The organism is Pseudonocardia sp. CA-142604 (assembly GCF_050948475.1).
Lineage (GTDB): Bacteria > Actinomycetota > Actinomycetes > Mycobacteriales > Pseudonocardiaceae > Pseudonocardia > Pseudonocardia alaniniphila.
In genome coordinates this window covers 7,493,005-7,512,778 of the sequence record NZ_CP192045.1, presented here as the reverse complement: position 1 = coordinate 7,512,778, position 19,774 = coordinate 7,493,005, and the positions used below count along the sequence as shown (strand labels likewise).

Annotated in this window: 19 protein-coding genes and 1 pseudogene; 10 read left to right on the top strand and 10 right to left on the bottom strand. The window is 70.0% G+C overall.

What is annotated here, in order from left to right:
* The first annotated feature begins 912 nt into the window (after window positions 1-912).
* Together ACQPZQ_RS34020 and ACQPZQ_RS34015 are read left to right on the top strand one after the other, a co-directional pair.
* On the top strand, window positions 913-1,542 hold the full coding sequence (locus ACQPZQ_RS34020) for a hypothetical protein (RefSeq protein ID WP_433287704.1): 630 nt from the start codon (window positions 913-915) through the stop codon (window positions 1,540-1,542).
* Between the two features lie 463 nt (window positions 1,543-2,005).
* On the top strand, window positions 2,006-2,470 hold the full coding sequence (locus ACQPZQ_RS34015) for a cupin domain-containing protein (RefSeq protein WP_433287702.1): 465 nt from the start codon (window positions 2,006-2,008) through the stop codon (window positions 2,468-2,470).
* Window positions 2,471-2,502: 32 nt separating this feature from the next.
* On the opposite strand, the gene ACQPZQ_RS34010 is transcribed toward ACQPZQ_RS34015, so the two are convergent.
* The gene (locus ACQPZQ_RS34010) at window positions 2,503-3,186 is read right to left on the bottom strand and encodes an NUDIX hydrolase (RefSeq protein WP_433287700.1); all 684 of its coding nucleotides are present in this window, start codon (window positions 3,184-3,186) and stop codon (window positions 2,503-2,505) included.
* A 68-nt stretch (window positions 3,187-3,254) separates the two neighbouring features.
* On the opposite strand from ACQPZQ_RS34010, the gene ACQPZQ_RS34005 reads away from it, so the two are divergent.
* Together ACQPZQ_RS34005 and ACQPZQ_RS34000 are read left to right on the top strand one after the other, a co-directional pair.
* On the top strand, window positions 3,255-4,067 hold the full coding sequence (locus ACQPZQ_RS34005) for an ARPP-1 family domain-containing protein (RefSeq protein WP_433287698.1): 813 nt from the start codon (window positions 3,255-3,257) through the stop codon (window positions 4,065-4,067).
* Window positions 4,064-5,818, top strand: coding sequence for an ADP-ribosylglycohydrolase family protein (locus ACQPZQ_RS34000; protein WP_433287696.1), 1,755 nt, complete (start codon window positions 4,064-4,066; stop codon window positions 5,816-5,818). The genes ACQPZQ_RS34005 and ACQPZQ_RS34000 overlap by 4 nt, the downstream gene beginning before the upstream one ends.
* A 48-nt stretch (window positions 5,819-5,866) precedes the next feature.
* Here ACQPZQ_RS34000 and ACQPZQ_RS33995 read toward each other — a convergent pair.
* The 3 genes and pseudogenes from ACQPZQ_RS33995 to ACQPZQ_RS33985 all read right to left on the bottom strand — a co-directional run.
* A pseudogene (locus ACQPZQ_RS33995) lies at window positions 5,867-6,073 on the bottom strand (SIR2 family protein); the annotation flags it as partial.
* A 995-nt stretch (window positions 6,074-7,068) separates the two neighbouring features.
* The gene (locus ACQPZQ_RS33990; RefSeq protein WP_433287694.1) at window positions 7,069-7,917 is read right to left on the bottom strand and encodes a sigma-70 family RNA polymerase sigma factor; all 849 of its coding nucleotides are present in this window, start codon (window positions 7,915-7,917) and stop codon (window positions 7,069-7,071) included.
* Complete coding sequence (locus tag ACQPZQ_RS33985) at window positions 7,914-8,456, bottom strand: RNA polymerase sigma factor (RefSeq protein WP_433287693.1); 543 nt, start codon at window positions 8,454-8,456, stop codon at window positions 7,914-7,916. The genes ACQPZQ_RS33990 and ACQPZQ_RS33985 overlap by 4 nt, the downstream gene beginning before the upstream one ends.
* Before the next feature lie 182 nt (window positions 8,457-8,638).
* Here ACQPZQ_RS33985 and ppdK point away from each other — a divergent pair, with 182 nt between their 5' ends.
* Window positions 8,639-11,359 (top strand): pyruvate, phosphate dikinase, encoded by a 2,721-nt coding sequence (ppdK, locus tag ACQPZQ_RS33980; RefSeq protein ID WP_433287691.1) that lies wholly within the window; start codon window positions 8,639-8,641, stop codon window positions 11,357-11,359.
* Window positions 11,360-11,437: 78 nt separating this feature from the next.
* Window positions 11,438-11,881 carry a universal stress protein gene (locus tag ACQPZQ_RS33975; RefSeq protein WP_433287689.1) on the top strand — a complete coding sequence of 148 codons (444 nt, stop codon included), beginning with the start codon at window positions 11,438-11,440 and terminating at the stop codon, window positions 11,879-11,881.
* A 6-nt stretch (window positions 11,882-11,887) separates the two neighbouring features.
* Here ACQPZQ_RS33975 and ACQPZQ_RS33970 read toward each other — a convergent pair whose 3' ends face one another.
* The gene (locus ACQPZQ_RS33970) at window positions 11,888-12,289 is read right to left on the bottom strand and encodes a cupin domain-containing protein (RefSeq protein WP_433299489.1); all 402 of its coding nucleotides are present in this window, start codon (window positions 12,287-12,289) and stop codon (window positions 11,888-11,890) included.
* A 238-nt stretch (window positions 12,290-12,527) separates the two neighbouring features.
* Here ACQPZQ_RS33970 and ACQPZQ_RS33965 point away from each other — a divergent pair, with 238 nt between their 5' ends.
* The 4 genes from ACQPZQ_RS33965 (at window position 12,528) to ACQPZQ_RS33950 (ending at window position 15,235) form a co-directional block, all read left to right on the top strand.
* On the top strand, window positions 12,528-13,082 hold the full coding sequence (locus ACQPZQ_RS33965; protein WP_433287687.1) for a DUF6886 family protein: 555 nt from the start codon (window positions 12,528-12,530) through the stop codon (window positions 13,080-13,082).
* Between the two features lie 133 nt (window positions 13,083-13,215).
* Window positions 13,216-13,506: a hypothetical protein gene (locus ACQPZQ_RS33960; RefSeq protein WP_433287685.1), complete on the top strand. Its 291-nt coding sequence runs from the start codon at window positions 13,216-13,218 to the stop codon at window positions 13,504-13,506.
* Window positions 13,507-13,565: 59 nt separating this feature from the next.
* Entirely contained in the window at window positions 13,566-14,762 is a 1,197-nt protein-coding gene (locus ACQPZQ_RS33955; RefSeq protein WP_433287683.1) for an aminotransferase class V-fold PLP-dependent enzyme, read from the top strand.
* A gap of 89 nt (window positions 14,763-14,851) precedes the next feature.
* Window positions 14,852-15,235: a hypothetical protein gene (locus tag ACQPZQ_RS33950; RefSeq protein WP_433287681.1), complete on the top strand. Its 384-nt coding sequence runs from the start codon at window positions 14,852-14,854 to the stop codon at window positions 15,233-15,235.
* Between the two features lie 75 nt (window positions 15,236-15,310).
* On the opposite strand, the gene ACQPZQ_RS33945 is transcribed toward ACQPZQ_RS33950, so the two are convergent.
* The 5 genes from ACQPZQ_RS33945 to ACQPZQ_RS33925 form a co-directional block, all read right to left on the bottom strand.
* The gene (locus ACQPZQ_RS33945) at window positions 15,311-15,853 is read right to left on the bottom strand and encodes a hypothetical protein (RefSeq protein ID WP_433287680.1); all 543 of its coding nucleotides are present in this window, start codon (window positions 15,851-15,853) and stop codon (window positions 15,311-15,313) included.
* 199 nt (window positions 15,854-16,052) lie between these two features.
* Window positions 16,053-17,045: a glycine betaine ABC transporter substrate-binding protein gene (locus ACQPZQ_RS33940; protein ID WP_433287678.1), complete on the bottom strand. Its 993-nt coding sequence runs from the start codon at window positions 17,043-17,045 to the stop codon at window positions 16,053-16,055.
* 33 nt (window positions 17,046-17,078) lie between these two features.
* Entirely contained in the window at window positions 17,079-17,876 is a 798-nt protein-coding gene (locus tag ACQPZQ_RS33935) for an ABC transporter permease (protein WP_433287676.1), read from the bottom strand.
* Window positions 17,873-19,030 carry an ABC transporter ATP-binding protein gene (locus ACQPZQ_RS33930; protein WP_433287674.1) on the bottom strand — a complete coding sequence of 386 codons (1,158 nt, stop codon included), beginning with the start codon at window positions 19,028-19,030 and terminating at the stop codon, window positions 17,873-17,875. The genes ACQPZQ_RS33935 and ACQPZQ_RS33930 overlap by 4 nt, the downstream gene beginning before the upstream one ends.
* Window positions 19,030-19,731: an ABC transporter permease gene (locus ACQPZQ_RS33925; RefSeq protein WP_433287672.1), complete on the bottom strand. Its 702-nt coding sequence runs from the start codon at window positions 19,729-19,731 to the stop codon at window positions 19,030-19,032. The genes ACQPZQ_RS33930 and ACQPZQ_RS33925 overlap by 1 nt, the downstream gene beginning before the upstream one ends.
* Between the last annotated feature and the right edge of the window lie 43 nt (window positions 19,732-19,774).

The window sequence follows — 19,774 nt, the reverse complement described above, 5'->3', positions numbered from 1 at the left end:
TCGTTCCGCGACGGTTCGTTGGGAGGCAATATGGTGTGGCTGCGGATACCGTCAATGATTCGTCAATGCTGTGACCAGAACGCTGTCGGAGGGAGCGCCAGGGCTGGGCGTGTTCGAACACGAGCGTGAGCGGCCCGGCGAGCCCGTTCGTGCCCGGCACCATGGCGAGAACGTCCTCGGCCGCGCGTTGCTGGGTAGTACGACACCCACGTCGTAGACGTCAGCCACCCGCTGGTTCGTGTCAAGGTGGCGTTGGGGGACCGCCCTCGCGGTGGGGTGCCGCAGACTCGGCGAACAGGTCGATCGCGATCATCCGAGCGCCGGGTATCGCCTTCATGGGGTCCTCGGCATGGGCGTCACCGCTGGCGGGTGTTGGCGGGCAGCGATCTCGAGCGTCAGCCCGGCCGGCGCAGCCAGGGCGCTGCTGCACGGCCGAGTTTGCCTTCGTCGAACGGTAAGAGGTCGAATCGCCAGGTCTCGGCTCCTTCAGTCGGCTACCTCTCCAGCTGTTCGTGACCGCCGTTGCCTGCGACGGTGCGGCCCAGCCGACGACCTTGCGACAGGCTGATGCGCTGGCGGATCCGCATCATGCACCGGGTGATCATTCGGCGATCGTCGGAAGCTTTTCGCCCTGGTATTGATCATCAGCTGTCGGCGCCTGTCCGACCCGATCGAGTGAAAGGCGTGGTGCTGTTGGTGCGCCGGCCGGGATCGATGGTCCGATCGGGAAGCGTGGGTCAACGATGTCCTGTGACCGACTTTGGGGGGACCATGAGCCGATTTCCCTTCGGCCGACCGGCGACGCGGCGCCCGCCCCGGGCGCCGGTGGACCGATCCGCCGTCCTGGTCGTGCTGGGTGTCTATCCGAGCGCCCTGCACGTCCGCTGGACGTTGCCAGATCGCAGCGTCTCCGTGAGCGCTCTCGCCGTCGACGACGAGCCGACCGTCTTCTGGGACGGGAACGACGCCGCCGAGCGCATCGCGCAGTGGCAGGTTGCGGTCGGATGGCGCGACGCCTGGGGAACGGTCGGCGCGGCCGCGGGCAACGGCAGTTCGGGACGGCACGTTGTCAAGCACGTGCTGGAGCCACTCCGGGTGGCGCCTGAGGGGGTGCACTTCACTGACTGCCTGCCGACCTATTTCGTGAAGGCCGGTCCACGATCGCAGGGTGACCGGATTCGTTCCGTCTACGGGCCGTTCGCAGCCGCCAGCGGTCTCCCATCTGCCGAGCTGCCATCCAGGCCGCAAGAAACGGACCTGGTGCGCCGGGCTGTCGCCGAAGAGGGCGACGAGTTGCGACGTCAGATCGTGGATAGCGGAGCGCCACGGATCGTAACGCTGGGCCAGGAAGCCGCGGACGTGCTGGCGGCACTTTCCGGAGCACAGCGGCTGCGGCTGACACGCGGGGGAAGCTACGGCGAGCCGCAGGGCGTGCGTCTCGGCGGGCGCCGCATCGAGTGGATCCCGTTGACGCATCCGGGCAACCGGACGCCGGCCTGGGTCGTCCGGCACGAGGAGTGGGCGAAGGCCGTAGAGCCATAAGTCCATGAATCTCCGCCTGTGATGATCTCTGGCTACCGGGAAGCGAGCACGAGATCCGCCATGTCGTCGGGTCGAATCCCTGCGGCCCCACTGGTTGCCTGACGTTGAGCTGGTCCCGTCCGATTTCTGGCTCATTTTCGATCGGCTTGCGACAACGGTCGAGGCCGGGGTTGGCGGCGCGCGGAAGCGTTCCCATCCAACCCCGCCCACCGAGATCGTCACCGAAGTTCGTCCGGCGATGACCATGGCAGGAGGGCTCATTTCGCGAGCAGATCAGCGGATAAAAAGTCTCCTCCCCGGAGATCGTCCGAACAACACGGGCACTGGCGATCACACCGGGACGTGGGCGATTGTGGGCACCTCAGGAATGGGGTGGTCGAGGTGAACTGGCCCTCCTGGCGGCCTCCGCGCCGACGAGTGGGGCTGCCCGCTCGGTTCCATGCGTCGGGCAACCGAGACCGGCTTGACAACGCAGGACATCAGGGTCACCCAACTGGAGGTACTTGCGATGCTGAACAACGAGCCGAGGTCCACCGCCTGGCAGACGGCGCTCACCGTCCTGCAGGAGGCGAAGCCGCCGTTCATCCCCGACGGTGCCGAGGTGATGACTGTTGTCATCGAGTTCCCACCCGGCGACCCGGGCACCCCGCCGCACCGGCACCCCGGACCGGCCTTCGGCTACGTGCTGGAGGGGGAGATGGTGTTCGAGCTGGAGGGTGAGCCCGAGCGTGTCGTCCGGGCGGGGGAGGCGTTCTGGGAGCCGGGAGGCGACGTGATCCACTACCAGGACGGCAACAACCGGACGGACATCCCGAGCCGATTCCTCGTCACGATGGTGTGCACGCCCGGCAAGCCCATGCTCACCCTCGTCGACGAGGAGGAGTTGGCCCAGCGTAAGGACCGGCGCGCACCGCGTCCGTCGTCCTGAACTCCGGTTCTCTTCGAGGAGTTCCGTGCGCTTCAGACCGGTTGTGCCCGGCGGCGGAAGAGTCGCGCCGGTTTGCCGACGGTCCCGCGGCTGAGGTCGCCGGTCTCGTCGAGGTACTGCACCATGTGTCGCCGGAACGTGTCCTTCTGCCACGGTCGTCCGAGCACTGCCTCGTGTACGCGCTGCAGTTCGAGCAGCGTGAACTCCTCGCCGATCAAATGCCTCGGGTCGGGCCGTTCCTGGTAAGTCTCGCGTGCCCACTCGACGGCGGCTTCGACGATCTGGTCGTGGTCGAAGCTGAGTCCGCCTTGCCGGTCCGGAAGGACTGGCTGCCCGGTCTCCGGGTCGATGGGCAGGAGCGATCCTGTCGCGCCTTCCAGCCTGCCGGGCGGGACGAGGTCGACGTGGGCCACGCTCATCACCCGCCCGCGATCGTCCCGGTCCACGGCGTCGAACACGCGCAGCTGCCGCGGCTCCTGCCCCGTCTCGCCGACCTTCTCCCGCAACGCCCGCAGCGCGGCGTCCCGCAGGGTCTCGTCGATCCGCACGAACGTCCCCGGCAACGCCCAGCGTCCGGTCTCGTAGTGGTCGTTGCGCTCGTGCAGCAGCACCGCCAGCCGGCCGTCCTGAGTGACCGTCAGTAGGGCCACGTCCACGGCGATCGAGGGGTGGGGATAGTCGGCCAGGGTCCGCCCGGAGGGGTCGCGCCACGTCACGCTCGACAAGTTAGCGCATCTGTGCTCTTATTAGTTAGCGCGTTGACGCGCTAAGTAGGGAGTGTGTGATGGAACTGGCGGACGTGCACGTGGGGAATCCGGTGGTGCGCGGGGCGTTGACGGTGTTCCCGGTGTTCAACGGGGCGGCGGTGGAAAAGCGTGGTTACGACCTCCACGCTCCGTGGGTCGAGGTGGCGGAGCGGGCCGGGGCGCCGGTCGTGGGGGAGCTCGTCGTGACGAACGAGGGCGCCCGGCCTGCGCTCGTGCTGGAGGGAGAGCTGCTCGAGGGCGGCTGGCAGCACCGGGTCGCGGCACGGTCGGTGGTGGTGGAACCGGGCGCGTCGGTCGTGCTCGAGGTGCGGTGCGTGGAGCACGGGCGCTGGAACGGCGGCGGCGAGCACGTCCGAACCGGACGCCGCGCGCCGGTCCAGGTACGCGCCGCGGTCGGGCAGCACGAGGTGTGGGAGCGGGTGCGCCGGTACGGGCAGAGCGCCACCGAGTCGCTCTTGGAGACCACGCGCAGCGTCGACGACGCGGCGGCGGCGCTCGTGGGGGATCTGCGGCCGCTGCCGTTCCAGAGTGGGGTGCTGATCGGGATCAGCGGATGGCCGGTGCTGCTCGAGGTCTTCGACTCGCCGCGGACGCTCGCCCAGGTGTGGGACGGGATGCTGCACGCCGCGGCGGTCGACGCCGTCAGGAGGCCGGCGATCCCGACTCCCGGCCCACGGGCGCGACAGTTCGCTCAGCAGATCAGGAGCGTCCCGCTGGACGCGGACGGTCGCGGTGCGACGGCGGACGCCCGGGTCTCGGTGCTCGGCTGGCGCGGTCGGGCCGTGCAGACCGTCGCGATCAACCCTCGGCACGAGCTGGTGACGGCATGACTCACGTGAACCTGGACCGTGCGGTCGGTGTCCTGGTCGGTGCCGCCGCGGGCGACGCCCTCGGCGTGCCCTACGAGTACGGCAGCCGCCCGCTTCCGCCTCCGGGGGAGGAAGCACGAATGCTGGGCGGCGGGCTCGGCGATTACGCGCCGGGGCAGTGGAGCGACGACACCGAGATGGCGTGCGTGATCGCCGAGGTCGCTGCGACGGGCGCCGACCTGCGTGACGAAGCCGCGCTCGACCGCGTCGCCGCAGGCTTTCTGCGCTGGTACGCCGACGGCCCGGCCGACGTCGGCAACCAGACCCGCGCCGTCCTCGGAGCGCTGCACGGCACGGTCGAGGCGGGCGCGGCGGCGCGGATGCGGGCGCGGGCGGCCGAGTTGCATGCCCGCAGCGGGCGTACCGCGGGGAACGGATCGTTGATGCGGACCGGACCCGTCGTGCTCGCACATCTCGGCGACCCGGACGCGATTGCGCAGGCGGCCCGAGCGGTGAGCGGCCTGACCCACCACGACCCGCAGGCGGGGGATGCGTGCGTGTTGTGGTGCCTGGCGATCGACCACGCGGTGCGCACGGGTGAGCTCGACGTGCGGGTCGGGCTCGGGTACGTCGGGCCGCAGTGGCCGGCCCTGCTCGACGGGGCAGAGCGCTCCACGCCGGATCGGTACGCGGCGAACAACGGCTGGGTGGTCGCGGCGCTGCAAGCGGCGTGGTCGGCGGTCGCGCAGGCGGACGGGCTGGAAGAGGGGCTGCAGGCCGCAGTGCGCGGCGGCGGCGACACCGACACGGTCGCCGCGATCGCCGGGGCGCTGCTCGGGGCCCGATACGGCGGAAGCATGGTGCCCGGCCGGTGGCGGCGGCAGCTCCAGGGCTGGCCGGGACTGCGGGCGCGCGACCTGACCCGTCTCGCCGTGCTCGCCGCTCGCCGCGGTCGGCCCGACGGCGACGGCTGGCCGAGCGCTCCGACCGTCCCGACCTATGCGGGCTCTCCGCGAGCGACCGTCCCGCACCCGGACGATCCGGGAGTGCTGCTCGGCGCGGTCGGTGCGTTGCGGCCCGGCGTCGCTGACGCGGTCGTCAGCCTCTGCAAGCTGGGCTCGACGCAGGTGCCGTTGGCCGGTGTGCCGGCGGCCGACCACGTCGAGGTCTGGATCACCGACCGGGACGACGCCAACCTCGACCTGCCCGGTCTGCTCGCCGATACCGCCTCCGTCATCCGCGACCTGCGGGACGAGGGCAAGACGGTGCTGCTGCACTGCGTGTTCGCCGAGGTGCGCACGCCGATCGTCGCCGCGGCCTATGGCGCCCTTATCACGGGGTCGACACCCGAGGCCGCGCTGCGGAGGGTCCGCGCGGTGTTGCCCTCGGCCCGGCCGCGCCCGTCGATCGTGGCCGGTCTACTCGCGATGGCCGAGCGACCGCAGCAGGGCCGCGACCTCTGCCCACGCGGGCGTCGCCCGCTCGTCCGGGGTCGCCTCGGCGGTGAGAGCGAGCAAACGCCCGCGGAGCCGCTGCTCGGGCGCGGTGAGACGGTGGCGGTAGCGCTCGTCGAGGAAGAAGTGCAGTCCCCGGTCGGCGTGGGCGAGCAGGCAGTCGAGGAAGATCTCCAGCCGTCGTCCCTGCTCGGGGATATCGGCGCCGCCCATCGGGACAAGATCGAGATCGGCGCCCCACAGCCGGGTACGCAACGCGTCGGGCTCCATCAGCAGTGCGGTGCCGAGCTTCCCCTCCCCGCGGACGGACGTGGGTAGCACCTCACGGACATCGTGCATGAGCTCGTGGAAGTGGTCGTCAGCCAGGCCGAACCCGACGAACAGCAGGTGCCGGGTGAGCAACATGGCCTTCGCGAGCGCGGAGAGGGCTTCCCGGCCACGGCCGTAGCCGAGGTAGTCCTCGCGGGTCAGCACGATCGTGTCCGGGCGCGTGACCGTGCCGTGCAACTTGAGGAGCCACCGCCCGTCCGGTTGCACCGCCTCCTCGGGGAGGACGGCGAGATGCTGCCCCATGTCCTGAGAGGCTTTCTCGTAGAGCGTGTCGTAGTTGAGCGTGACGGCCTCGCGGGTCGGCAACGCTGCCAACTGTGCGGGGGCGAGGCCGTAGCGCGGAGCCTGGACGTGCCGAGCGACAGCCTCGTTGAACGAGGCGCCCTGCTCGGTGAGGAGCCGGCGCAGGACATGTGCCTGGTCGAGCGCGTCGAGCTTCGAGAACCCGTCGTGCTCCGCGAGCGGCAGGCCGCTGTCGTCGAGCAACCTCGCCAGGAGATCAGTCCAGGTCGGAAGGCCTGCCGACACCGAGACGCCCGCGCCGATGAACGGCACGAGCTGCCCGGCGCTCGCCTTGTCGGCGAGGTCCTGCGCCTGCCGCACCAAGGCCTCACCGAGCACCGCCCAGGTCTGCGGGTCCGCACGGCGGATGTCGTGGGCCCGCGCGAGGTCGGGCGCGTCGCGGAGCACGAGTACGACGTCGAGGCCCTGCTCGCGGCCGACCGCGCTCGCGACCTCGAGAATGCGCCGCAGCAGCTCCCCGCGGAGCCAATCCCCGCCGCCGCCCGCCGAGCCGAACATCGGCATCGCGACGAGCGGGAGGTGCCGCTGCTGACTGCGCGGACGGCTCTTGGCCCGCGTCCGGGCGGGGTCGGCCGCGGCGCGCAGTGCTGCGGTCAGCGGCTCGACGACCTGCTCGGCGTCGCGGATCCCCACGAAGGGAACCGGGACGAGGACGGGCTGAGGCTCCCGCTCCGGCCAACCGGGGAGCACGAGCGCTTTGACCCGCTCGGCCCGGAACTCCGAGGCGGCCTCACCGAGGCCCGCGACAGACTCGCGCAGGTGAGGGACCGCTCCGTACCAGCCCTCCGTGATGTGCAGCGTCCGGTCGGTGGGGAGCAGCCAGGCGTCTGCGGCGAGGTGAGTGATGTCGCCGGGGACGACGAAGACGTGTGACCCATCCGCGAGCACCCGATCACGCTATCCGCAAGGGCCGCCCGCATTCCGGACGGCGCTGCTCACCGATCTTCCGAGCGCGCACGGGCTCGCAGCCGGGCCAGCGCCCGGTGCTGTGCGACGCGGACTGCGCCCGGTGTGCTGCCCAGCCGGCGAGCCGTCTCCTCGGCGGACAGGCCGAGAAAGATCCGCATCACGATGACGTCCTGCTGCGCAGCCGGCAGAGCTCGTAGATCGGCCAAGAGCGCTTCCGTATCGATCGTGTCGGGAGGCGTTTGACCCTTGGAGCGCGGCGTCTGGACGGAGAGGGTCACCCTCGACCTCGCGGCGAACCGCTCGACGATCGCGTGCGAGGCGACTCCGTACACGAACGCCGTGAACGGCGCGGTCCCCGGCCGGTGGGTGGGCAGCTTGGTGAGTACGGCCAGGCAGACCTTCTGGACGAGTTCCTCCACGGCTATCGCGTTGCTGCGATCCGGTCCGAGGCGTGCTCGGCAGTACCGGCTCACGAGAGGGCGGATCTGCCGAAGCACCTCCTGCACTGCTGCTCGGTCGCCTCTACTCGCCGCTGCGGCCGCGAGTTCCAGATCAGCCCGGTACCAGCGAGCAGAGCTGTCGCTGTCCGCCAGCACCCTCCGGCCGGTCGCGTCGGGAAGGCCGTGGCGCTCCGCGTCGGCGAAAAGCGCGGCGGCCCGCTCGTGGTCGCCGGTCCGGTCGGCCTCCTCCGCGCGGAACCAGGATGTGATCGCTCGCCACACCGCGTCCATCGCGACCGCGTCCTTGTCCGAGGACAGGCGCTGCGCGTAGGCGCGTTCCAGCTCCCGGTAGTGCTCGTAGGCCGCTTGCAGGTCGGCCGGCTCGTCGAGCTGCCGCATTGCTGTGCGCACGGAATCGTCGAAGTTCTCGCTCATCGGTCGCCCCTCTCGTTCGCAGCCCATCGAGTCGCGATCGTGCTGCGGCCGTGGGCCAAGTGGCTCTTCACGGTTCCCGGGCGCATGTCCAGCACCTCCGCGATCTGGGCCACGGACAGATCGAGCCGGTAGTGCAGGTTGACGACGTCGCGTTGGCGCGGTGGCAACGCGGCGATCACGGCAGCCAGGTCCGTGGTTCGTTCGACGCGATCGAAGGCGAGGCGTGCCGTGTCGTCGGCGGGCTCGTCGAGCTCCCCTGCATCGCAGTACCGGCTCTCGACGCGCTGCCAGCGGCGCATCAGCCTCAGCGCGACCTTGATGACCCACGCGTCCGGTCGTTCGTAGAGAGCGACGTCCTCCCACCGATGCCGCGCGATCATCAGTGCTTCCTGGACGACGTCCTCGACGTACTGGTCTCCGCCTCCGCTCATCGATCGCAGGACCGCGCAGATCCGGGGCCGTGTCAGCACGCAGAACTGGGGAAAGTCCATCGGCTCGACGGGCCAGGGCTGGCTGGCCGCACCGCCGTCAGCGTTCATCGCCCACCATCTCGCATCCGGTCATATCGGTAAGAGGCATCAGGGGCCCTCCGAGGTTGATAGACGTCCAGCCGCGATGCGAGTGCTGCCCCGACCCCCGAGTGCCTGTTGAAAAACCCGACCCAGCGGGGTCACAGTGCTGGTGCTCGCGACCTGCCGCCGGCTTCCGTGAGGTGGAGCTGATGCCGAAGTACGTGTACGAGTTCAGCGAGGGCAGCAAGGAAGAGAAGGATCTTCTCGGCGGCAAGGGGGCCAACCTCGCCGAGATGACCCGGCTCGGCTTGCCCGTGCCACCGGGGTTCACGGTGACGACCGAGGCGTGCCGGCGGTACCTGGCCGACGGCGTGGTGCCGCCGGAGCTCAGGGTGCAGGTGACACGCGCGCTGCGGGCGTTGGAGGACAGGGTCGGCCGCCAGCTCGGGGACCCGCAGGATCCGCTGCTGGTGTCGGTGCGGTCCGGGGCGAAGTTCTCGATGCCGGGGATGATGGAGACGGTCCTCAACATCGGGCTGAACGACGTGTCGGTCCGCGGTCTGGCCGGCGTGTCCGGGGACGAGCGGTTCGCCTGGGATTCCTACCGGCGGCTCATCGCGATGTTCGGCAAGACCGTGCTCGGTATCGACGATGCGTTGTTCGTCGAGGCGATGGACTCCATGAAGCGGGCCCGGGGCGTCACCCAGGACGTCGACCTCGGCGCGAACGACCTCGAAGAGCTCGTCGAGGCCTACAAGAAGGTGGTGCACCAGGAGACGGGACGGTCGTTCCCGCAGCAGCCGCGCGAGCAGCTCGACCTGGCGATGAACGCCGTGTTCGACTCCTGGAACACCGAGCGGGCCCGGCTCTACCGCCGCCGCGAGCGGATCCCGGACGATCTCGGCACCGCCGTGAACGTGTGCACGATGGTGTTCGGCAACCTCGGCCCGGACTCGGGCACCGGGGTGTGCTTCACCCGCGACCCGGCCACCGGACGGCAGGGCGTCTACGGCGACTACCTGCCCAACGCCCAGGGCGAGGATGTCGTCGCGGGCATCCGCAACACCCTCACCCTCGCCGACCTGGCCGAACGTGACCCGAAGTCGGCGCGCCAGCTGTACGCGGTGATGCGCCGGTTGGAGACCCACTACCGGGACCTGTGCGACATCGAGTTCACGATCGAACGCGGCAAGCTGTGGATGCTGCAGACGCGGGTCGGCAAGCGCACCGCCGCCGCCGCGTTCCGGATCGCCGCCCAGCTCGTCGACGAGCAGCTGATCACGATGGACGAGGCGTTGCAGCGGGTCACGGGTGACCAGCTCGCACGGCTGATGTTCCCCCAGTTCGACCGCTCCGCCGCGCGGACCCGACTCGCCACCGGCCTGGCCGCCTCGCCGGGCGCTGCCGTGGGGGAGGCCGTGTTCGACTCCGCCACGGCCGTCGCCCGGCACGCTGCCGGCGACTCGGTCATCCTCGTGCGCCGGGAGACCAACCCCGACGACCTCGAAGGCATGATCGCCGCGGCCGGGGTGCTGACCAGCCGTGGCGGCAAGACGTCGCACGCCGCCGTGGTGGCCCGCGGCATGGGGCGCACGTGCGTCTGCGGCGCGGAGGCCATCGATGTCGACGCCGCAACCCGGACGGCCCGCGTCGGCGACATCGTCGTGAACGAGGGCGACGTCATCGCCATCGACGGGTCCACCGGCGAGGTGTTCCTCGGCGACGTGCCGGTGATGACCTCACCCGTGGCGACATACCTGGAAGAGGGCCTGGACACCGCGCTGACCGGGGCGGACGAGGAGACCGCCGAGCTGGTGCAGGCCGTGCACCGCGTCCTCACCCACGCCGACTCCACCCGGCGCCTCGGGGTGCGGGCCAACGCCGACACCGGCGAGGACGCGGCGCGCGCCCGTCGGCTCGGCGCCGAGGGCATCGGCCTGTGCCGGACCGAGCACATGTTCCTCGGGGACCGCCGCGCGCTCGTCGAGCGCCTGATCCTCGCCGACTCCGCCGCGGCACGGGCCTCGGCGCTGGAGGCGTTGACGCCGAAACAGCGCGGCGACTTCATCGAACTCCTGGAGGCGATGGACGGGCTGCCCGTGACGATCCGCCTGTTGGATCCGCCGCTGCACGAGTTCCTGCCCGACCGCACCGAGCTGTCCGTGCGGGTCGCCGTCGCCCGGGAACGTGGTGAGGACACCGCTGCCGACGAGACGCTGCTCGCCGCGGTGGAGCGGTTACACGAGTCGAACCCGATGCTGGGACTGCGGGGCGTGCGGTTGGGACTGGTCGTGCCCGGGCTGTTCGCGATGCAGGTCCGCGCGATCGCGGAGGCCGCCGCGGAACGCATCAAGGCAGGCGGCGACCCTCAGGTGGAGATCATGGTTCCGCTCGTCGGGTCGGTGATGGAGCTGCACCTGATCCGGGACGAGACCGACGGCGTTCTCGCTGAGGTGGCCGAGCAGGAGAACGTCACCCTCGACATTCCCGTCGGAACGATGATCGAGCTGCCCAGGGCGGCCCTCACCGCGGGCCGTATCGCCGAGGCCGCCGACTTCTTCTCGTTCGGCACCAACGACCTCACCCAAACCGCCTGGGGGTTCTCCCGCGACGACGTCGAGGCGGCCTTCTTCGCCGCGTATCTGGACAAGGGCGTGTTCACGGTGTCGCCGTTCGAGACGCTCGATGCCATCGGCGTCGGCCGTCTCGTCCGGATCGCCGTCGAGGAAGGCCGACGCGCGCGGCCCGGGCTCAAGATGGGGGTGTGCGGCGAGCACGGGGGCGACCCGGAGTCCGTGCACTTCTTCCACGACGCCGGGCTCGACTACGTCTCGTGCAGCCCGTTCCGCATTCCCGTCGCCCGCCTGGAGGCTGGGCGCGCCGCCGGCGCCTACGACGACACCGCCGCCGGTCTGGCAGGAGCCCGCTGACGAACGTCTGTGTGCAGACCGGACGACTGCGCGCACACTTGCCCTGACACCGCGAGAGACGACCGGAAGGGGTGCGTCATGGGTGGGATCGTCGTCGGCGTCGACCGGTCGGTGCACGCGGTGGACGCGCTGCGGTTCGCGATCGAGGAGGCGAGCCTGCGAGGTGTCGAGCTGACCGTCGTCGAGGTGTGGCAGGAGCCCTATCTCAGCGCGGACGTCGGGCCGGAGGCCGCATCGTCGCTGGACGCGCCAGCGCACAGGCGGGCGGAGCAGCTGCTTCGGGACCAGGTGGGCAAGGCCCTCGACGGGGAGCCTGCACCGGAAGTCATGCACCTGGAGGTCCGCGCCGGCAACCCGTCCGAGGAGCTCATCCGGCTCGGCCGATCCGCGGACCTGTTGGTGGTGGGTTCCCGGGGCCATGGCGGGTTCCGCCATCTGCTCACGGGATCGGTCGCCACACAGATCGTCAACCACGCTCCGTGCCCGGTCGTCGTCGTGCCCGCCCGGCCTGCCGCGGTCTGACCGCGGTTACCGGGGCTGATGGAGGTCGTGTCCGGCGGTGCTGTCGACGTGCTCGGGGATCGCGCCCTCGTGCCGATCGCCGGTTGTGGAGGTACCGCTCGGCTCGAACATGAGGATCGAGCCCCCGGGAGAGGACGGTTTGTGCTCGATGCCCTTCGGGACGACGAATGTGTCGCCTCGGCGCAGCACCACGGTTCTCTCGCAGCCGTCCGCATCGCGCAGCGCGATGTCGAACCGGCCGTCGAGCACCAGGAAAAACTCGTCGGTGGACTCGTGCACGTGCCATACGTGCTCGCCCTTGGTGTGGGCGATCCGCACGTCGTAGTCGTTCATCCTGGCCACGATCCGAGGGCTGTACACGTCGTCAAAGGACGCGAGGGCAGTGGGGACGTTCACCGGATCCGACATCGTCATGGTTGTGAGTATCCGCCGCCGTGAGCGTCCGGTCTTGTACGTCCTTGCCCGACGCTGCTCGACGCAACCGGCCCTCACCAAGCATGTCCCCGCGGATAGGGTGGCGTCTCCTCGGGGCGCTCCCAGGGCGGACTCACGGTCGAGGCCACGCGGCAAGGAAGTTCACTTGTCCTCGCCAGGCGTGGATCACACGCTGTCCTGATGGACGGCGCTCGTGCTGGTGTGAACCGCTGTGCGACCACGTGAGGGCGAGGTTCTCCACTTCTCGGAGGACCCGACGATCGCGGAATTCATACCCCACGTCGCCGCCACGGCCCGGGTCTCGGACGCCTACGTGTGGGCGGTCGATGCGCTGAGGGCGCCGTCCTACTGGTTTCCACGCCAGTGCCCGCGAGTGATGGCGTGGCCGCGCGCCGGATCCACCAGCGCGGACGTAGCGCGGATCATCGGCCCGTACGGGGGTTCGCGGGTTCATGCCGTGGAGTACGGATGGCTGGAGCGGATGCGGACGGTGCGCCTCTACGCCTACCGGTTCCCGGCGGCGCCGTTCCGCCCGTACGCGGAACCCGAGCCGGCGCGGCGGTTCGGCGAGCCTGAGCCGTCTGCCCACGTGGCCGAGGTGCCCGTGCGCCCGCTCGGTCCGCCGGAGCCGGTGGGCGACCTTTTCGCGCTGCATGAGGAGGCCGGCATCGAACTGCGCGTGCTGCCGAGACTGTGGACGTTCTGGGAAGCGGTGACGGCGAGCACGCTGGGATTCAGTGGGATCAGGCTGCGCAACGCCCGATAGGGAACTCCGCGTCCGCATCCTACGAAGAACATTCCGATGATGACAGCCGTCACCGGGCGCCCTGCGCTCTGTCAGCCCGACCGATGATCCACCGCCCTACTGCCGACCGTGGTCGGGCCGTCACGGTGGAGTCATGACACAGACGACTCATCGAGCAATCCGGGCGCTTGCTGCGGCAGCAGTCCTGGCTCTGACCACGATCGTCATCCCCGTTGCCATCGCCACTCCGGCCTCGGCGACCGAGGCCCAGTGCGTCGACTATCTGCGACGGGAAGGGGTCATGATCGGTCCGAAGGTCAGGAACGCCTGCGACCAGGGGGCGAGCAGCTCATTCGTCGAGCGTCAGGCGTGCTTCCCGCTGCTGGTGCGGGCCGGCGTCAGCGACGGCAAGGCCAGCGACGCGTGCAGCTACGCCTACCCGTAGATCGAAACGCGAGACGCGGCCTGGAAGGACCAGGCCGCGTTTCGTTAGCGTGTGATCGCGTGGACTTCGACGTCGAGCGGGCACGCAACGACACCCCTGGTGCGCACGACGTGGCACATCTGGACAACGCAGGAGCCGCGCTTCCGCCGCGACAGGTGACCGACGCGGTGATCGGGCACCTTCGCACGGAGGCGGAGGTCGGCGGATACGAGGCCGCCGCCATGGCAGCCGACCGGCTCGACGGCACCTACCAGGCCGTGGCCCGGCTGCTCGGCTGCGAGCAGGACGAGATCGCCCTGGTCGAGAACGCCACGCGCGCCTGGGACATGGCCTTCTACGCCATGCCCCTCAAACCCGGCGACCGCATCCTGACCGCCCACGCCGAGTACGCCAGCAACGTCATCGCCTTCCTGCAGGTGGCAGCGCGCGCGGGTGCTGTCGTGGAGGTCGTCGACGACGACGAGCACGGCCGGCTGTCCGTGACCGACCTGTGCAGGCGCCTGCAGGACGGCGCGGGGAGGGTCGGGCTCATCGCGATGACGCACGTACCCACGCACGGCGGGCTGGTCAACCCTGCCGAGGAGGTCGGTGCCGTCGCCCGCGAGGCCGGAGTGCCGTTCCTGCTCGATGCGTGCCAGTCGGTGGGCCAGCTGCAGGTGGACGTCGAGCGCATCGGCTGCGACATGCTGTCGGCCACCGGCCGCAAGTTCCTGCGCGGACCGCGCGGCACAGGGTTCCTGTACGTGCGTCGCGCGCTGCTCGAACGGCTGGAGCCACCGTTTCTGGACCTGCACGCCGCGACGTTGACGGCTCCTGACCGCTACGAGATGCGGCCCGACGCGCGCCGCTTCGAGAACTGGGAGAGCGATGTCGCCGCGCGGATCGGGTTGGGCGTCGCCGTCGACTACGCGCTCGAGTGGGGGCTTGCGGCCATCGAGGCGCGGGTCACGGTCCTGGCCGAGACGCTGCGCGAACGGCTGCGGGCGATGAGCGGGGTACGGGTCCACGACCAGGGCCTTCGCCGCTGCGGCATCGTCACCTTCACCGTCGACGGCGTCTCCTGCGAGGACGTGCAGAGGACGCTGCGTGCGTGCGGGGTGCGGACCACCATCTCCCGGGCCCGATCTGCCCAGCTCGACATGCCCCGCCGGGGCCTGGCGGAGGTGGTGCGCGCCTCGGTCCACTACTACAACACGGAGGACGAGCTCGACCGGCTCGTGGACGCGCTGCCGCCGCGCCGCTCGATCCAGATGTGAAGCATCAGAGCCACCGGGATCGGGTAACCGACACCTGGGTGCGTACATCGGCGTGCGCACCGCTTCGGACAGTGAGCCAGGAGGACGTCATGGGGCTGCTCAGTCACGTGATTGCTGCCGGAATCGGCTACTACGCCGGTCAGCCCGACGGTCGCCGGCAACTGGACAAGCTGCGGAGGCAGGCGGTCGAGTACGCCCACGGGCCGCAGGCCAAGCGGCTGCGGGAACGCGGGTGGGACGTGGCCGGTGAAGGTGCGCACGCAGCGAAGAACTTCGCGTCGCGAGTGGTCTCCCACAAGGGCGCGGACGGCGCCGTCGCCGACACCCGGAGCGGACGGGGTCGACTTGTCTGGCGCCGCGGCCGGCGGACGGCAGGCGAGCAGGCCGCCACGCCGGGCACGGACGGCGCGGCGGGCACCGGCTCCCCGGCCGCTACCCCGGCCCCGCCGTCCGGCACCGAGAACCGACCCTGATCCACCTCGTGATGCGACGGGGAAGCGCCCGACTGGTTCCGAGCGCTTCCCGCGTCGCGCAGCCGGCCGTGCCGTTCAGGCCATCTCGGGGACCCGCAGATGGGCGAGCGCCAGCTCGAACTCACTCACCTCGATGATCTGGCCATTCGCTTCTCTGGTGCCCCACTCCCGCAGAGTGGTCGCCGCGTCGCGGGTCCGCACCATGGCGTCGCGGCTGTCGAAGGTCACCGACGAGACGGCATAGCCGGATGTGCGATCGACCATCAGGCTCGCGCTGCAGAACCCGTCGTAGGTCTCGATCTCCGGCAGCAGCCCCAACCTGTGGATGTCGATGAGGCGGTCGGTGTCCTCGGGATTCGTCCGCACCCAAGTGGCGCGAACGCACGCGCCCGGCTTCGAGGTGTGATCGCGGTGCAGGACGGCGATCTCCCACTCATCGACCTGCGGCCTGCCGCCGAGCACCTCGCCGGCACGCTCGCGGACGGGTCGTAGCCAGCCTTCACTCGCGTGCATGGCTTCCTCATCCCGCCATGCGGTCGTGATGATGCAGCAGCCCGATGTGCGATCGACCAGCATGGACAGGCCGACGCACCCGTCTACCCGCAGCACCGTCGGCATGACCTCGTCGCGGACGTGCTCGACTCCCGCGTCGATCGCCTCCGAATGTGCGAGGACTGTGGTGGAGCGTGCGTACACGATCCACCCCCTTCCGATCGGGGTGGCGCCCCGGCGGCGCCGCCGGTCGTCCGACACCCTTCTCTCACGGCTCTGCTGTGGCAATGCCCCTACATTGACCTGCGAAGATCGACCTCGCGGGTCAGCCGCTGATGATCTTGGTCTCGACGAGGAACTCCTTGGCGGCGTCCTCGGGTGTCTCGCCGTCGATGTCGACCTTGGCGTTGAGCTGCGTGGCGCGCTCGGTGGTGAGCTGCTTCGCGATCGCGCCGAACAGGGTGTCGTAGGCGGCCGCGTTGGCCTGGTACACGTCCGTCCGCATGCTGACGGCCACGTTGTAGGTGGCCAGGGCCTGCTTGTCGTCGTGGAGCACGACGAGCTTGTTCTGGAGCACCTGGGCGTCGGTGCCGAAGACGACGGCGAAGTTGCACGGCTCACGCGCGGCGACGCTCGTGTAGACCAGTCCGAAGTCGAGTACGGCGACGTTGGCGGCGGGGAGGTCGAAGCCGTAGGTCTTCTCGACCGCGGGCAGGCCGTCGTTCCGGGTGGGGAACTCCGCGGAGGTGCACAGGGCGGCCGCCTGCGGGTTCTCCTGCGCCAACCGGGCCCAGTCGCTGATGGTGGAGACGCCGAACTCCTTCGCGGCGTCGGGGTTCGCGGCGATCGCGTAGGCGTTGTTGGCGCCCGCCATGGCGAACCAGGTGATCCCGTTCGCGGCGTCGGCTTGCTTCACGGCGTCGAACTGGGCCTGCTCGCCGGAGATCGGATCGGTGTTGCCGAGCGGCCCGAGCCATGCGGTGCCCGTGTACTCCCAGTACATGTCGATCTCGCCCGACTGCAGCGCGCCGCGCACGACGGGCGTGCCGACGAGGTTCGTGTGATCGTCCACCGTCGCGCCGGCGGCCTCCAGGGCCTGCACGGCCACCTGGCCGAGGATCTGCTGCTCGGTGAACTCCTTGGAGCCCACGGCGATCTGGGTGCCTGCCAGGTGGACGCTCGCCGCGACCGAGTCGCCCGTGTCGGCGCCGCCCGAGCCACCCGCGCCGCTACTGCATCCCGATAGTGCGAGCAGACCGGCCACGGCCAATGCGCTCAGCACTCGGAGCTTTCGGGTCGTCGTGGCACAAAACGGCACAGCGCCTCCTTTGGCGAGTGAATCTCGATGGACCTACAGGCCGCGAGGCCGGAGAACGTCCTCCGCCACGCCGAGCACGTGGTCAACCAGGAGGGCAAGCACCGCGGTGAGAATGCTCGCGACCACGATGACGGGCGTGCGGCTCTGCACGATTCCGCCGTACACGACGCTGCCGAGCCCTCCGGCATTGGTGAGCGCGCCGATGGTGGCCGTCCCGACGTTGATGACGGCCGCGGTGCGCACGCCGGCGAGGATCACCGGCACAGCGAGCGGCAACTCGATCTCACGCAGGACCCGGTTGCTCGACATGCCCATGCCCCGGGCCGATTCCACGACGAACGGATCGATCTGCTGCAGCCCGACGATCGTGTTGCGCAGGATGGGAAGGAACGCGTAGACGACCAGTGCGACGACAGCACCCCGGAACCCGGGGGCGAACAGGATCGCGAACAGGACGATCACGCCGAGCGAGGGCACCGACTGCGCGATGTTGCCCAGCCCGACGACGAGCGGGGTCAGCCGGCGTGCCGCAGGCCTGGTGACCAGGATCCCCAGAGGCACGGCGATGACGATGACGAGCAGCGTGGAGAGACCGACGAGCTGCAGGTGCACGAGCGTGGCGTTGAGGAGTCCGCCGAGGGTGAGCAAACGCTGCTCGACGTCGTCGAGGTCGGCAACGGCGACGAAGACGGCAACGCCGATGCAGACGAGTGCCAGCACCGCCGGAACGCCGAGGTAGCGCCGCCACCACGCCGCCCGTGACCTGCGCGGACCGGGCTGGTCGAGCACCTCATCGCTGCGGGCGTACGGATCCTCGATGGCGAGGCTCACCGAGCCGATACCTCCTCGGGCACCTGTTCACGGGCGTCGGTGCGCACGGTCTCGACCGCGGCCATGATCACCCGCATGTCGACGGTGCCCAGCAGCGCCCCGGAGCCGTCGACGACGACCACGACACCCACGCGGCTGCCGACCATCGAGTCCAGAGCGCCTGCCAGCGTCGCGGTGGGCTCGACCGTCGCGCGAACCTCCAGTCCCACGTCCTCGAGCGATCCGCCGGACTGCCCCAGCTCACGGGCGTGTGCCCACCGCCGCGGCCTGCGCCGCTCGTCGAGCAGCAGCAGCGACCCGTGTTCGGACGACTCGAGTGCGTGCAGCGCCGCTTCCCGGCCTGCGCTGATCGGGGACGTCGGCCACTGTTCGAGCTCGACGTCGCGCACCCGTACGAGACCGAGCCGCTTGAGCGACGCGCCGGAGCCGATGAACTCCCGCACGAAGTCGTCGGCAGGTGCCGCGAGCACCGTCTCCGGGGTGTCGTACTGCGCGATCACCGATCCCTCGCGGAGGATGGCGATCCGGTCTCCCATCTTGATCGCTTCGTCGATGTCGTGCGTGACGAAGACGATGGTCTTGCGGATCTCCTCCTGCAGACGGAGGAACTCGTTCTGCAGGCGTTCGCGGCTGATCGGGTCGAGCGCGCCGAACGGCTCGTCCATCAGCATCACCGGCGGGTCCGCCGCCAGGGCGCGAGCGACCCCGACCCGCTGGCGCTGACCTCCGGAGAGCTCCTTGGGGAACCTGTCGCGGTAGGTGGCGGGGTCCAAGCCCACGAGGTGCATCAGTTCGTCGAGCCGGTCGTCGATCCGCTTCTGCGGCCAACCGAGCAGCCGGGGGACCGTGGTGATGTTGCGTCCGATGGTCTGGTGCGGGAACAGGCCGACCTGCTGGATGACATAGCCGATGCGGCGGCGGAGGCGGTCGGGGTTCTCCCTGGTCACGTCCTCGCCCTGCAGCCGGATGATTCCCGACGACGGTTCGATGATCCGGTTGATCATCTTGAGGGTCGTGGTCTTCCCGCAGCCCGACGGACCGACCAGGATCACGATCTCGCCCTCGGCGATCCTCAGATCGAGGGCGTCGACCGCCGGGGTCGATTGGCCGTCGTACCGCTTGGTCAGCTGTTCCAGCTCGATCATGTCGGGCATCAGCGAATTCCCCTGGACGTCGTCACGCGGGTCAGGACGAGAAACGCACCGTCGAGGAGCATCCCCACGAGCACGACACCGAGCGTGCCCATGAGGGCGAGGTTGACGGCATTGGGACTCGAGATCACCCGCAGGCCCGAGAAGATCAGCTCGCCGAGTCCGGGGCCACCGATGATCGGGCCCAGCGCTGCAACACCGACCAGCAGCACGGCGGACACCCGAACCCCGGTGACCACGACCGGCCACGCCAGCGGCAGTTCGATGCTCACCAGCCTGCGCCAGCGCCCCATCCCGACGCCTTGGGCGGCCTCGACGACCGCCGCGTCGACCCCGATCAGGCCGGTGATCGTGTTACGCACGATCGGCAGCAGCGAGTACAGCGCCAGCGCGACGACCACCGGCACGGTCCCGATGGTGCCCAGCAGCGCGAGTAGCAGTGCGTACATCGCCAGCGACGGCACGGTGAGGATCAGCCCGCAGGCGTTGATGGTGAAGGTTCGCGCGCGCGGCCTGCGGTGGACGGTCATGCCCAGGGCCAACCCGACCACGCTGCCGATGAGCAGACCGGCGAGCACGACGGCGAGGTGCTCGAGCGACAGTTCGAGCAGCCGGTCATAGTGGTCGAGTAGGTACTCCGGGAACGTGATCGCGGCTCCTTGCGACGGAGGTGGCGTGCGGGTCGGCGCCTCGGCGACGATCACCTGAACCTACCGACTGTCGCAACTCGGGACACAGACCGTGCGA

Excerpts from the sequence above, each read along its gene's own strand:
- ACQPZQ_RS34005 (WP_433287698.1), top strand. The coding sequence starts at position 3,255 with ATGGAACTGGCGGACGTGCACGTGGGGAATCCGGTGGTGCGCGGGGCG.
- ACQPZQ_RS34000 (WP_433287696.1), top strand. The coding sequence starts at position 4,064 with ATGACTCACGTGAACCTGGACCGTGCGGTCGGTGTCCTGGTCGGTGCC.
- ACQPZQ_RS33990 (WP_433287694.1), bottom strand. The coding sequence starts at position 7,917 with ATGAGCGAGAACTTCGACGATTCCGTGCGCACAGCAATGCGGCAGCTC.
- ACQPZQ_RS33985 (WP_433287693.1), bottom strand. The coding sequence starts at position 8,456 with ATGAACGCTGACGGCGGTGCGGCCAGCCAGCCCTGGCCCGTCGAGCCG.
- ppdK (WP_433287691.1), top strand. The coding sequence starts at position 8,639 with ATGCCGAAGTACGTGTACGAGTTCAGCGAGGGCAGCAAGGAAGAGAAG.
- ACQPZQ_RS33975 (WP_433287689.1), top strand. The coding sequence starts at position 11,438 with ATGGGTGGGATCGTCGTCGGCGTCGACCGGTCGGTGCACGCGGTGGAC.
- ACQPZQ_RS33970 (WP_433299489.1), bottom strand. The coding sequence starts at position 12,289 with ATGTCGGATCCGGTGAACGTCCCCACTGCCCTCGCGTCCTTTGACGAC.
- ACQPZQ_RS33960 (WP_433287685.1), top strand. The coding sequence starts at position 13,216 with ATGACACAGACGACTCATCGAGCAATCCGGGCGCTTGCTGCGGCAGCA.
- ACQPZQ_RS33950 (WP_433287681.1), top strand. The coding sequence starts at position 14,852 with ATGGGGCTGCTCAGTCACGTGATTGCTGCCGGAATCGGCTACTACGCC.
- ACQPZQ_RS33945 (WP_433287680.1), bottom strand. The coding sequence starts at position 15,853 with ATGCCGACGGTGCTGCGGGTAGACGGGTGCGTCGGCCTGTCCATGCTG.
- ACQPZQ_RS33930 (WP_433287674.1), bottom strand. The coding sequence starts at position 19,030 with ATGCCCGACATGATCGAGCTGGAACAGCTGACCAAGCGGTACGACGGC.